At 66.8% G+C, this 12,610-nt stretch carries 14 protein-coding genes; 9 read left to right on the forward strand and 5 right to left on the reverse strand.

Annotated features, from left to right (window positions below):
• The first annotated feature begins 131 nt into the window (after positions 1-131).
• The 4 genes from AC1RLU_RS15200 to AC1RLU_RS15215 all read left to right on the forward strand — a co-directional run bounded on the left by AC1RLU_RS15200 (position 132) and on the right by AC1RLU_RS15215 (position 4,410).
• The gene (locus AC1RLU_RS15200) at positions 132-2,132 is read left to right on the forward strand and encodes an acetyl-CoA carboxylase biotin carboxylase subunit (RefSeq protein WP_492796500.1); all 2,001 of its coding nucleotides are present in this window, start codon (positions 132-134) and stop codon (positions 2,130-2,132) included.
• Positions 2,133-2,326: 194 nt separating this feature from the next.
• On the forward strand, positions 2,327-2,947 hold the full coding sequence (locus AC1RLU_RS15205) for a glutathione S-transferase family protein (protein ID WP_492796502.1): 621 nt from the start codon (positions 2,327-2,329) through the stop codon (positions 2,945-2,947).
• A gap of 51 nt (positions 2,948-2,998) precedes the next feature.
• Positions 2,999-3,502 (forward strand): lysozyme inhibitor LprI family protein, encoded by a 504-nt coding sequence (locus AC1RLU_RS15210; protein ID WP_492796503.1) that lies wholly within the window; start codon positions 2,999-3,001, stop codon positions 3,500-3,502.
• 119 nt (positions 3,503-3,621) lie between these two features.
• Positions 3,622-4,410: a YdcF family protein gene (locus AC1RLU_RS15215; RefSeq protein WP_492796505.1), complete on the forward strand. Its 789-nt coding sequence runs from the start codon at positions 3,622-3,624 to the stop codon at positions 4,408-4,410.
• Here AC1RLU_RS15215 and AC1RLU_RS15220 read toward each other — a convergent pair whose 3' ends face one another.
• Positions 4,411-4,677: a DUF3253 domain-containing protein gene (locus AC1RLU_RS15220; RefSeq protein WP_492796507.1), complete on the reverse strand. Its 267-nt coding sequence runs from the start codon at positions 4,675-4,677 to the stop codon at positions 4,411-4,413.
• A complete protein-coding gene (locus AC1RLU_RS15225; RefSeq protein WP_061967409.1) occupies positions 4,674-5,366 on the reverse strand; it encodes a DUF599 domain-containing protein in 693 nt (230 codons plus the stop codon). Before AC1RLU_RS15225 ends, AC1RLU_RS15220 begins: the two co-directional genes overlap by 4 nt.
• A 132-nt stretch (positions 5,367-5,498) precedes the next feature.
• Here AC1RLU_RS15225 and AC1RLU_RS15230 point away from each other — a divergent pair, with 132 nt between their 5' ends.
• From AC1RLU_RS15230 to AC1RLU_RS15240, 3 genes are all read left to right on the forward strand, one after another.
• Positions 5,499-5,912, forward strand: coding sequence for a rhodanese-like domain-containing protein (locus AC1RLU_RS15230; RefSeq protein ID WP_492796509.1), 414 nt, complete (start codon positions 5,499-5,501; stop codon positions 5,910-5,912).
• A gap of 9 nt (positions 5,913-5,921) precedes the next feature.
• Positions 5,922-6,095 carry a hypothetical protein gene (locus AC1RLU_RS15235; RefSeq protein WP_156134565.1) on the forward strand — a complete coding sequence of 58 codons (174 nt, stop codon included), beginning with the start codon at positions 5,922-5,924 and terminating at the stop codon, positions 6,093-6,095.
• Positions 6,096-6,434: 339 nt separating this feature from the next.
• Positions 6,435-8,228, forward strand: a complete 1,794-nt coding sequence (locus AC1RLU_RS15240) for an ABC transporter ATP-binding protein (RefSeq protein WP_492796510.1) — start codon at positions 6,435-6,437, stop codon at positions 8,226-8,228.
• 96 nt (positions 8,229-8,324) lie between these two features.
• Here AC1RLU_RS15240 and AC1RLU_RS15245 read toward each other — a convergent pair whose 3' ends face one another.
• Positions 8,325-8,807 (reverse strand): gamma-glutamylcyclotransferase family protein, encoded by a 483-nt coding sequence (locus AC1RLU_RS15245; protein WP_492796512.1) that lies wholly within the window; start codon positions 8,805-8,807, stop codon positions 8,325-8,327.
• A 14-nt stretch (positions 8,808-8,821) separates the two neighbouring features.
• Entirely contained in the window at positions 8,822-9,994 is a 1,173-nt protein-coding gene (locus tag AC1RLU_RS15250; protein ID WP_492796514.1) for an isovaleryl-CoA dehydrogenase, read from the reverse strand.
• Positions 9,995-10,152: 158 nt separating this feature from the next.
• Here AC1RLU_RS15250 and AC1RLU_RS15255 point away from each other — a divergent pair, with 158 nt between their 5' ends.
• Both AC1RLU_RS15255 and dmeF read left to right on the forward strand, forming a co-directional pair.
• Positions 10,153-10,419, forward strand: a complete 267-nt coding sequence (locus tag AC1RLU_RS15255; protein WP_061968262.1) for a metal-sensing transcriptional repressor — start codon at positions 10,153-10,155, stop codon at positions 10,417-10,419.
• Positions 10,420-10,436: 17 nt separating this feature from the next.
• Positions 10,437-11,444: a CDF family Co(II)/Ni(II) efflux transporter DmeF gene (gene dmeF, locus AC1RLU_RS15260; RefSeq protein ID WP_492796516.1), complete on the forward strand. Its 1,008-nt coding sequence runs from the start codon at positions 10,437-10,439 to the stop codon at positions 11,442-11,444.
• A gap of 22 nt (positions 11,445-11,466) precedes the next feature.
• Here the strand turns inward: dmeF and AC1RLU_RS15265 are convergent, their stop codons facing one another.
• Complete coding sequence (locus AC1RLU_RS15265) at positions 11,467-12,459, reverse strand: CorA family divalent cation transporter (protein ID WP_492796517.1); 993 nt, start codon at positions 12,457-12,459, stop codon at positions 11,467-11,469.
• Between the last annotated feature and the right edge of the window lie 151 nt (positions 12,460-12,610).

Below are 12,610 nucleotides of genomic sequence, written 5' to 3' on the forward strand. Positions count from 1 at the left end.
AGGATGCCGGGTCTGCGCATCCGTGCACAACGATCTGGCGGGCTGCCGACTTTCGCATCGGTGGACGGCAGTTGCGGCGTCCCATACACCCCGGCTATTGCAGTCTGGTCTGAAGCTGGGGTGGTCCGCGCATGTTCTCGAAGATCCTGATCGCGAACCGCGGCGAAATCGCCTGCCGTGTCATCAAGACGGCGCGGCGCATGGGCATCAAGACGGTCGCCGTCTATTCCGACGCGGATCGCGATGCGCTGCATGTCGAGATGGCCGACGAGGCCGTGCATATCGGCGCCGCGCCCGCAGCACAGTCCTATCTCCTGATCGACAAGATCATCGACGCCTGCAAGCAGACCGGCGCCGAGGCCGTGCATCCCGGCTACGGCTTCCTCTCCGAGCGCGAGGCCTTCGCCCAGGCGCTCAAGGACAACGGCATCGTCTTCATCGGCCCCAATCCCGGCGCCATTGCCGCGATGGGCGACAAGATCGAATCGAAGAAGGCCGCGGCCGCTGCCAAGGTCTCCACCGTTCCCGGCTTCCTCGGCATCATCGAGAGCCCCGAGCACGCCGTGACGATCGCCGACGAGATCGGCTATCCCGTGATGATCAAGGCCTCGGCCGGCGGCGGCGGCAAGGGCATGCGCATCGCCCATTCTTCAGGCGAGGTGGCTGAGGGGTTTGCCCGCGCCAAGTCGGAGGCTGCATCCTCCTTCGGGGACGATCGCGTCTTCGTCGAGAAGTTCATCGTCGATCCCCGCCATATCGAGATCCAGGTTCTCGGCGACAAGCACGGCAACGTCATCTATCTCGGCGAGCGCGAATGCTCGATCCAGCGCCGCAACCAGAAGGTGCTGGAGGAGGCGCCGTCGCCGCTGCTCGACGAGGCGACTCGCAGGAAGATGGGCGAGCAGGCGGTCGCGCTGGCCAAGGCCGTGAACTACGACTCGGCCGGCACGGTCGAGTTCGTCGCCGGCCAGGACAAGTCCTTCTATTTCCTCGAGATGAACACCCGCCTGCAGGTCGAGCATCCGGTGACCGAGATGATCACCGGCATCGATCTGGTCGAGCAGATGATCCGGGTCGCCTATGGCGAGAAGCTCGCGATTTCGCAGGCGGATGTGAAGCTCGACGGCTGGGCGGTGGAAAGCCGTGTCTATGCCGAGGACCCGACCCGCAACTTCCTGCCTTCGACCGGCCGGCTCGTGACCTATCGGCCGCCGAGCGAGGGGCCGGATGGAGAAGCGGTTGTGCGCAACGACACCGGCGTCTTCGAGGGCGGCGAGATCTCGATCTATTACGATCCGATGATCGCGAAGCTCGTGACCCATGCGCCGACGCGCGAGGCGGCGATCAAGGCGCAGGCGCAGGCGCTCGATGCTTTCGCCATCGATGGCATCCGCCACAATATCCCCTTCGTCGCTGCGGTGATGCAGCATCCGCGCTGGATCGCCGGCAGTCTCTCGACCGGATTCATCGCGGAGGAGTTTCCCGAGGGCTTCTCGCTGCCGGTGCCGCAAGGCGAAACCGCGCAGCGCATGGCGGCGATCGCGATCGCCTGCGACCATCGCATGAACCAGCGCAAGCGCCATGTCTCGGCGCAGATGGAAGGCTGGCGCAAGGTTTCCTTCGACCGTTTGCGCATCGTCCAGCTCGGCGCTGAGCGCTTCGAGGGTGAGGTGACGGAGCAGGGCGAGGCAGTCGCCATCGCCTTCGCGGGCCGCAGCGTCAGTGTCGTCAGCGAGTGGGTGCCGGGCGAGCCGGTCTGGCATGGCACGCTCGACGGGGTGAAGGTCGCAGCGCAGGTCCGGCCCATCCTGAACGGCGTCGCGCTCGGCCATGCCGGCGCCTATGCCAATGCCCATGTCTATACGCAGCGCGAGGCGGAATTGGCCGCGCTGATGCCGGAGAAGGTTGCTGCCGATACCGGCAAGTTCCTGCTCTGCCCGATGCCGGGCCTGGTCAAGGCGATTTCGGTTGCTGTCGGCCAGGAGGTCAAGGCCGGCGAGCCGCTCGCCATGGTCGAGGCGATGAAGATGGAGAACGTGCTGCGCGCCGAGAAGGACGTCACCATCGCCAAGATCCTGGCGAAGGAAGGCGACTCGCTCGCGGTCGATGCCGTCATCATGGAATTCGCCTGAGCATCGTTTGAGCACCCGCGAGCCCTCATCCTGAGGAGCAGCCGAAGGCTGCGTCTCGAAGGATGATCCAGTAGGCTCCTGCGCTCTCTGGAACATCCTTCGAGACGCCGCGTGCCGCGGCTCCTCAGGATGAGGGCTGTCGGAACTGTATTGTCGCCTTCCGTCCGGGAGCGGACGCGATTGAGGAGCCTGTTATGCTGACGATCTGGGGACGGTTGAGCTCGATCAACGTTCAGAAGGTGGTCTGGGCAGCCGGGGAAGCCGGACAGGCCTTCGAGCGTATCGATGTCGGCGGGCCGTTCGGTGGGCTCGATACCCCCGAATTTGTCCAGATGAATCCGAACAAGCAGATCCCCGTGCTGCGCGACGGCGAGCTTGTCCTTTGGGAATCGAGCAGCATTCTGCGCTACCTCGCAGCCCGTTATGCCGCGGGCGTGCTCTGGGACGAGGATCCGGCGCGGCGGGCGCTGGCCGACCGCTGGGTGGACTGGATGCAGTCCGAGCTCCAGCCGGCGCTGGCGCCGGTGCTCTGGGGCGTGGTGCGCAAGGTGCCGGCCTTCACCGATCCGAAGGCGATCGCCGATGGTGTCGCGCGGGCCGAGGCGCTGATGGCGATCCTCGAGGCGCAACTGGCGGATCGTCCCTTCCTCGCAGGCGAACGCTTCGGCATGGCCGATATCGCGGTCGGCTGCGGCGTGCATCGCTGGCTCAACATGCCGGTCGAGCGGATCGCAAGGCCGGCGGTGCAGCGCTGGTACGAGGCGCTCTTCGCAAGGCCGGCAGCGCAGGCCGCGCTGCCGTTGCCGATTACGTGAAGGCAGCGCGACGGCGCTTGATCCCGGCGCTGCCGCTGGCATGATGGCGGCATGAACGTTTTTCGGATGGTCCTGCTCCTGTGCAGCTTCGCTGCCGCGCCGGCAATCGCACAGACTTCGCCGACGCTGCGGACAGATCTCGCGGCGCTCTCCGGCTGCCTGCGTGACAGCAACGCCTCGCCTTCGATGTGCGTCGGCTCGGTGGCGGTGGCTTGCGTGCGCGCCGCCAGCAACGATCCGCGCGGGGCTGAAGCCGCCTGCGCCCGGCGTGAGGAGGCGGCCTGGCGGGAGCGCCTGACGCTTGCCCTGCAGGTGACGGGGCGAGGGCTCGATGCCGGCCAGCGCAGCCGGCTCGCGGCGCTGCAACTCGCCTGGGAAAGCTATGTCACGCAGAAATGCGCCTTCTACGGCGCGACCCAGCGGGAGGCGCTGCAAGCCGGAAGGCAGGCAGGCTGCGAATTGCGGGAGGTCGCCGGCCGGGCGATCGAACTCGCGAAAGCCCTGCCGCGGGCCGGCGGCCGACGCCTGCAAGCGCCGCCTCGGATCATTCGCTGAAGCTGCCTGCCGCTTGCGCCGGAGCGACTGCGGCGGGACCATCATGCCGATATCCTCGAATAGCGATCGCGGCTAAAGCGAGCGCAGTCGCCGCCCCCGCCTCATCCTTGCGAGCCCCGATGTTCTTCGTTCTGTCCAAGGTCGTCTGGTTCGTCCTGTCGCCGGTCAATCTCGCCATCCTGCTCGCCGGGCTTTCGGGGCTGCTCGCCTTCACGCGTTTCGCGCGGCCCGCGCGCTGGATCGGGCTGATCTCGCTGATTGCGCTCGGCCTGATGGCGTTCAGCCCGCTACCGCGCATCGTGCTCCGGCCGCTGGAGGACCGGTTTCCGCAGCAGGATGCCCGCAAGGGGCCGGTGACCGGCATCGTCGTGCTCGGCGGCGCGATCGGCGTCGCGCGGGGCGACATCGTGATGAATTCGTCCGCGGTACGCATGACCAAGGCGGTCGAACTGGCACGTTTGCATCCGCAGGCGAAGATTGTCTTTACCGGCGGGGCCGCCAACCTGATCTCGGAAGCGACCGTGACCGAGGCCGATGGCGCGAAGCTGCTATTCGAAGGGCTGGGGCTCGATCCCGCCCGGCTTATCCTGGAGGACAAGTCGCGCAACACGCGCGAGAACGCCGCCTTCACCCGCAGGCTCGTCGACCCGAAGCCCGGCGAGCGCTGGCTGCTGGTGACATCGGCCTGGCACATGCCGCGCTCGATGGGCGTCTTCCGCAAGGCGGGGTTTGCGATCGAGGCCTTTCCGGTCGATTTCTGGTCGAGCGGCGAGCCGGGCGATTTCATCCGTCCCTACAGCCGTGCCCCGCGCGCGCTCGAGATCGCCGATAACGGCTTCAAGGAATGGGTCGGGCTCCTGGCCTATCGGCTCGCAGGCTATACTGACGAGCTCTTTCCGGGGCCGTGATCACGGCGTCGCGGGCAGGACCAGCCTGTAGACACCGCGAAAGTCGTCGGGATCGACCGGGCGGCCCTTGCGGGTGATGACGAGCCGGCCTTCCTTCATCAGCTTCACGGCGACCCGGCGCACCGGCTGCATCAACGGCCCCCAGCCATCCGGGTGATCGCCGCCGAGGCGACGGGCGACATCCATCGGCGAGATCGTCAGCCCTGTCTCCCGCTGCGACAACAGGTCGAGGATCACGCTCTCGATCGCCTCGGGTTCGATGCTCATGATTGGCCCGGATAGTTGAAGACGCGGGTCGCGTCGGAGGCGAACTGGCGCCGGTACATTGCGACCAGCACGGCGCCGGTAAAGCCGATGAAGCTGACCGGGCCGAGGAACCAGCCGAGATAGGCGAGCGCGAAGAAGAAGGCGCGCTGGCCGCGGTTGAAATGCCGGCCGGCGGCGATGTTCATCTCGGTGGTCTCATGGATCGCATGGGCCATCGTCGCCTCGTCCTTGCTGTCGAACGGGGGCAGGGCGCCGACCAGGATGACGCAGTAGTTGAAGAGCCGGTAGCTCCAGGCGAACTTGAAGAAGGCGTAGCCGAAGATACCGACGAGCCCGATGATCTTCAGTTCCCAGACGGAGCGAAGGGTTGCCGGCACGAAGGGCAGGTCGCTGAAGATGGCGACGGCGCGGTCCGTTGCGTTCAGCAGGGCGAGCGTGCCGCCGATCGCGAGCAGCGAGGTCGAGGCGAAGAAGGCGGTGCCGTTCTGCAGCCCACCCATGACCTGGGTATCGACGATCCTGACCTCGCGGGCCGCCGATTCACGGATCCAGCGGGCGCGGCGCAGATTCATCCGCATGTTCAGTGTCCGGGCGGCATAGGGACCCATCTCGACCACGTAGTGGTAGCCGAGCCAGGACAGGATGAAGAACGCCAGGGCGATCAGATCGAGATTGCTGAAGCCGAACATGTCGCCGCTCTGCCATTTCGCCCGGGGCTCAGGCAAGCAGCTTGTGCGCTGTGCTGCGTGGCTGCAAGGCGGCAGCATTGACGCTGCATCGGCAAGGCGCCACGGTGCGGCCGGAATCGGGGAGGCCCAAGCGTGCCGCAGACCATCACCAAGGGTTACAAGGCGCTGGTCGCGGAGGCCGAGAGCCGGATCGAGACGTTGTCGGTCGAGCAGGCGCAGGCGCTGCACGGCAGCGACGATGTGGTCTTCGTCGATCTGCGCGATCCGCGCGAACTGGAGCGGGAAGGGCGGATGCCCGGCGCCTTCCATTGTCCGCGCGGCATGCTGGAATTCTGGATCGACCCCGAAAGCCCCTATGCCAAGCCAGTCTTCCAGGAGGGCAAGCGCTTCGTCTTCTTCTGCGGCGGCGGCTGGCGCTCGGCTCTCGCCGCGCAGGTAGCGCAGGAGATGGGCCTGAAGCCGGTCGCCCATGTCGCGGGCGGGTTTGGTGCCTGGAAGAAGGCCGGTGCGCCCGTCGATTCAGCCCCCGCCGACAAGAAGGCTTAAGACCCGACCTTGTCCCATTACGTCATCGTTCTGCTGGTCGCGGCTTTCGTCTTCCGCAAGCCGCTGGGCAGGCTGCTCGCGCGGCGCTGGCCCAATCACGCCAAGCGCCAGCAGGTGCTCGGCACGATCATCGCGGCCTTCCTGCTGGTGATCGCGGTTCGCTTGGTGGCATTGTTCTGGTAAGGCGACGCGCAACTTCGCGACGCGCAACTTCGCCTTGAATTGGGCGAAGACGCCCCGTGCAGTCATTGCATGAGAGGCGGGCTTGCGCGCTGCTTAAACATCAGGCATCTTCCTTCGCCTTGGCTCCAACTCAAGAAAGGGAGGGCTGAATGAAATTCATCAACACCGCAGCCACTCCCATGCGACCAACCCGGCACTAGGTCGGTCTCGCACGAGGCCCGCCTCCGGGCTGCCTCCTGAGCCTTTTTCCAATTTTTGTCTTTCATTGCCGAAGCCGGCGCGCGTCGTCGTCTTCGCCTGATTTCGGAGTCGGCGGCCGTCTCGGCGCCGAATGACGCTATGTCTCACGATACTCAAACCGGGCGGCGCGAGCCGTTCCGGGCCGTTCTCGGCTTCACTTTCAGCCACTGGGCCCGCCAGCCCGGGCAGGTCGCCTGGGTGGCCGGCGTCACCGTCGCCGCCACGCTCGCAGAGCTGTTCACGCCGGTCTATGCCGGGCGCCTCGTCGATGCGGTGTCGAGCGGGGCGGGCGGCACGGAGGCGGCGCTGTGGGCGCTCGGCGCGATGATGGTGCTCGCCGCCATCATGGTGCTCGGGCGGCATTTCGCCTTCGTCGGACTGACCGTGATGACGCTGCGCACGATGAGCGACGTCTCGCAGGAGGCCTTCGCACGCCTGCAGCGCTTCTCGACCGACTGGCACGCGAACAATTTCGCGGGCTCGACGGTGCGCAAGATCACGCGCGGCATGTGGGCGCTCGACCTCTTGACCGATACGGTCCTGATTGCGCTCCTGCCGTCGCTGGTCATCCTGCTCGGCATGACGGCGGTGCTGGCCTGGCACTGGCCGGCGATGGGGCTCGTCGTGGCGCTCGGTGCTCTCGCCTATATCGGGCTGACGCTGGCGCTCTCGCTGCGCTTCGTCGCGCCGGCGGCACGGCTCGGCAACGCCTGGGATACCCGTCTCGGCGGTGCATTGGCCGATGCCATCACCTGCAACCCGGTGGTGAAGGCCTATGGCGGCGAGGCGCGCGAGGACCTGCGGCTGGCGACCGTCGTGTCGAAGTGGAGCCTCAGGACGAGCCGCGCCTGGATTCGCGGCACCTGGTCGGGCACCGGCCAGAACATCGTGCTGCTTTTCCTGCGCGCGGCGGTGATCGGTCTGGTGATCTGGCTCTGGGCGAACGGGCAGGCTTCGCCCGGCGACGTCGCCTTCGTGCTGACGGCCTATGCGGTGGTGCATGGCTATCTGCGCGATGTCGGCCAGCACGTCCACAACCTGCAGCGCTCGGTCAACGACATGGAGGAGCTCGTCTGGATGCACGATCTTCCCTATGGCGTGCCGGACCGGAAGGGCGCGGTGGCAATGGGCGTGACCGCGGGCGAGATCGCCTTCGAGGATGTGACCTTCCACTACGGAGGTCATGCCGATCCACTCTACCGCGATTTCTCGCTGACCATCCGTGGCGGCGAGAAGGTCGGCCTCGTCGGCCGCTCCGGCTCCGGCAAGACGACCTTCGTCAAGCTGGTGCAGCGGCTCTACGACGTCACCTCGGGCCGCATCACGATCGACGGGCAGGATATCGCCGATGTCACGCAGGCGTCCCTGCGCCAGCAGATCGCGATCGTGCAGCAGGAGCCGGTGCTGTTCCACCGCTCGCTGGCGGAGAACATCGCCTATGGCCGGCCGGGCGCGAGCCAGGCGCAGGTCGAGCAGGCGGCGAAGCTCGCCAACGCGCATGAGTTCATCATGCGCCTGCCCAAGGGCTACGCCACGCTCGTCGGCGAGCGCGGCATCAAGCTCTCGGGCGGCGAGCGCCAGCGTGTCGCGCTGGCCCGCGCCTTCCTGGCCGATGCGCCGATCCTGATCCTGGACGAGGCGACCTCGAGCCTCGATTCGGAATCGGAGGCGCTGATCCAGCAGGCGATCGAACGCCTGATGGAGGGCCGCACCACGATCGTGATCGCGCATCGTCTCTCGACGGTGCGAGCGATGGACCGCATCCTGGTCTTCGATCGCGGCCGGGTGATCGAGGAAGGCCCGCACGAGGCTCTGCTGACCCGCAAGGACGGCGCCTATCGGGCGCTGTTCGAGAAGCAGGTCAGCGAGCTGGCCAAGGGACTGGCGGCATAACCGCCGCCAGCTTCCCCGAACAAGGAAAGGGCCGCGCGAGCGGCCCTTTTCGTTTTCGGATCTATTTCGGCGCCAGAGCTCTTGGCCTGACGCCCTTCACAGGCCGGGCGGCAGCGGCGCGTTCGTATCCTGATTCAAGTCCTTTAGATCGAGATTCGGCTTGGTCAGAAAACGATTCAAGCCGGTGACGTAAGTCTCTGGCAGGCCGAAATGTTTCGCCCCGACGATGACCGCTTCCATATAGCCCGGACGCGGCCGTCCGGGATCGGCCGAGCGGCCGATATAGATCAGCGCACGCTTGGCGCCGCCCGGTACGATCACCGGCTGGTTGAGCTTCACATAGAGCCCGCTGGCGAGTTCCTCGAACTTGTCGAGGACGCGCATCTCGCCGAGCGAGCAGTCCCAGAGCACGCCATGGACCTCCTCGCGCGGATCGCGGATCACCGAGGCATAGCCGTCGCGGGTGACGGTGAAGCGATGCCGGGGCAGGCGGGCCGGGCCCAGCGGCTGCGCCTTGGGGCAGCGCTGCGCCATCCCGACGGGGTCCATGTTGAGGCCGTAAGCGAAGTAAAGGGGCATCAGGCCCTCTAACCTTACTTCGTCTTGTTGAACAGCTCCCGGCCGATCAGCATCCGGCGGATTTCGCTGGTGCCGGCGCCGATCTCGTAGAGCTTCGCGTCGCGCAGCAGGCGCCCGGTCGGGTAGTCGTTGATATAGCCGTTTCCGCCGAGGAGCTGGATCGCGTCGAGCGCGACCTGCGTCGCCTTCTCGGCTGCGAGCAGGATCGCGCCGGCTGCGTCCTCGCGGGTGGTTTCGCCGCGGTCGCAGGCCTTGGCGACGGCATAGACATAGGCGCGGCAGGAGTTCATCGCGACATACATGTCTGCGACCTTGCCCTGGACGAGCTGGAACTCGCCGATCGACTGGCCGAACTGCTTGCGCTCATGGACATAGGGCATGACCACGTCGAGCGCCGCCTGCATGATGCCGAGGGGGCCTGCCGCCAGTACGACGCGCTCGTAATCGAGGCCCGACATCAGCACGTTGACGCCGCGCCCGACCGTGCCGAGCACGTTCTCTCCCGGCACCTCGCAATCCTGGAAGACGAGCTCGCAGGTGTCGGAGCCGCGCATGCCGAGCTTGTCGAGCTTCTGGTGGGTGGAGAAGCCCTTCATGCCCTTCTCGATCAGGAAGGCGGTGATGCCGCGCGGGCCGGCCTCCGGATCGGTCTTGGCGTAGACCACCAATGTTTCGGCGATCGGGCCGTTGGTGATCCACATCTTGTTGCCGTTGAGGACGTAGCGATCGCCTTTCTTGTCGGCGCGGGTGCGCATCGAGACGACGTCGGAGCCTGAGCCGGGCTCGGACATGGCGAGCGCGCCGACACGCTCGCCCGAGATCAGCTTTGGCAGGTATTTGCGCTTCTGCGCCTCGTTGCCGTTGCGGCTGATCTGGTTGACGCAGAGATTCGAATGGGCGCCGTAGGAGAGGCCGACCGAGGCCGAAGCGCGCGAGACCTCCTCGACCGCGATGCAATGTTCGAGATAGCCCAAGCCCGTGCCGCCATGCTCCTCATCGACCGTCATGCCGTGCAGGCCGAGCGCGCCCATTTCCGGCCAGAGATCGCGCGGGAACTGATTGGTCTTGTCGATCTCCTCGGCGCGCGGGGCGATCTTCTCCTGCGCGAAGGCGAAGACGGTGTCGCGGATTGCGTCGGCGGTCTCGCCGAGGTCGAAATTGAACGGGCGCGGCGCGTTGGCAAGCATGGCTGGTCCTCCCGGCAAAGCGTTGGGAGCGTCGCTCCCTTTGCCCCGTTATAGCGGCCCGCAGCAGGAGCGTCAGTGCGCAGCCGCGCCCGCCGCGTCTTGGCGTCGGCGCGGCAGAGGGCACTTGCATATCCTCTCCGGGGGGATAGGATACGCTCATGAGCCACGCGATGAACCCCGACATCCTTAATCGCCTGCGCCGGGCGCAGGGGCATCTCGGCACGGTCGTCGGCATGGTCGAGGCGGGGCGGGAGGTCCCGGACGTCGTGCAGCAGCTCCAGGCTGTCGAGAAGGCGCTGGAGAAGGTCAAGTCGCTGCTGATCTTCGACCATATCGAGCATCACCTGTTCGACCACGCGCAGGTGGCGACGCCAGAGGCGCGCCGCACGATCGAGGGCCTCAAGGCCCTGACCAAATATCTCTGAAGACCCGGAGCGAACCGATGCCGGCTGCCAACAGCTTTCCCGCCCAGCATCAGCACGTCTTTCTCGGCGGCGAGCACGAACGCCACGAGCGGCGCACCTGGCTCGTCGTCGGCCTGACCACCGTGATGATGGTGGCCGAGATCGCTGCCGGCACCGTCTTCGGCTCGATGGCGCTGGTCGCCGATGGCTGGCACATGTCGACCCATGCGGCGGCGCTCGGCATCGCGGCCTTCGCCTATCGCTTCGCGCGGCAGCATGCCCATGACCGTCGCTTCAGCTTCGGAACTGGCAAGCTCGGTGATCTCGCCGCCTTCGCCAGCGCCTTGCTATTGATGTTCATCGCGCTCGCGGTCGCAGGCGAATCGGCGCTGCGACTCTATTCGCCGATCGCGATCGACTTCACGCAGGCGACGGCGATCGCAGTGATCGGGCTCGCGGTGAACCTGGCGAGCGCCTGGCTGCTCCGGGACGGGCACGGCCATCAGCACCATGGTCATAGCCATGGCGGCACCGGGCATCATGGCCATGGGCACGTTCACGGCCATCACGACCACGGCGACCACCATCACGGCCGTCATTCTCATGGCGGGCATGGCGCCGATACCAACCTGCGCGCGGCTTATATGCACGTCGTTGCCGATGCCTTCACCTCGGTTCTGGCAATCGCGGCGCTACTCGGCGGGCGGTTCTATGGCTGGGTCTGGCTCGATCCGGTGATGGGCATCGTCGGAGCCGCTGTGATTGCGCATTGGTCGATCGGGCTGCTGCGCAGCTCCGGCGCGGTGCTCCTCGACACCGTCCCGGACGAGACCCTGGCGGAGCGCATCGGCGAGCGGCTGGCCGCGGAGGGGGCCGAGGTCGCCGATCTCCATCTCTGGCAGGTCGGGCCGGGCCATCGCAGCGCCATCGTCTCGATCGTGACCGGCGAGCCCAGGCCGCCCGCGGCCTACAAGGCCCTGCTCGCCGACCTGCCGACGCTGTCCCATGTCACCATCGAGGTGAATGCGCGCCCGATCGCGGCGTGAGCTAAGCAGGACGCCGGCCGGTTCAGCTTCCGATCACGCCGCGGCGCCGGAGCAGGACGAGGGTGAGCAGGGCTGCGGCGATGCAGGTCAGCGCGACGAAGACAGCGCCGCCCTCCGATTCGACCCAGGGCAGGCCCTTCACATTGATGCCGAACAGGCCGGTGATGAAGGTCGCGGGCAGGAAGAGTGCTGTCAGCAGCGAGAGCACGTAGAGCTGCCGGTTGGTGCGGCTGGCCGAGCGGGCGGCGATCTCGTCCTGCAGCAGCCTGGCGCGATCCTGCACCGACTGGACATCGTGATGCAGCCCGTCGACGCGCTGGAGCAGCCGCGACGCAGCGGCCTTGACGGCATCGGGCGCGCTGCGGCCCGACTGGGTCTCGGCGAAGCGGCGGAACAAGACATGCAGGCCGCTGAGCTGGCGATGCAGCCGGACAGCGGTGCGGCGCACAGAGCCGACGCGCTGGGGGCCGTCATGCAGCCGGTCAAGGAGGATATGGTCCTCGACGCTGTCGGTCTCGTCGACGAGGCGCACCACGGCGTCGGTGACGTCGTCGATGATGTATTCGATGATCTGCTCGAACAGCTCGGCCGGGCTTCCGGCCGGATCGCCGCGATCGAGCGCCTCGGCGGTCATCCGGATCGAGTGCAGGGCCTCGCGCCGGCCGGTCAGCAGGAACCTGTCGCCGACGATCCAGCGCAATGCGCCGACCTCCTCGGACTTGTCGGCAATGTCCCGGATCAGGTCGTGCGAGACGCCCCAGGCGAGATTGGCGGAGTGGTCGAGCCGCTGGTGGGGTTCGTGCGAGAGGAAGGCTTCCTGTGTCGCGTTCGGCAGGTCCTGTTCGGCGACCCAGCTCTGCGCCCGCGTGTGGACGAGATCGAGATGCAACCAGACGAAGCCTTCGGATGGAGCGACGTTCGGCATCTCGTGGCGGGGGACGCGGCCGGGCCGTCCGTCCTCGGCGAAGCGATAGGCCCAGATGATGCCGGATTGGGATTGGACGTCGCTGTGCATGCCGGGCTTCCGCTGCGGCTGCAGGGCAGCTCCCGGCAGCGCGGCGCCTGTCGCATCGGATCAATCCGATGCAACACTCGTGAGATAGATCATCGTTATCGCGTCCGATCGGACGCGCGATGATCTAAGGCGCCGCGGATGTGACAGCGGC

The sequence above is a fragment of the Allobosea sp. GW822-FHT05A11 genome, assembly GCF_058800455.1.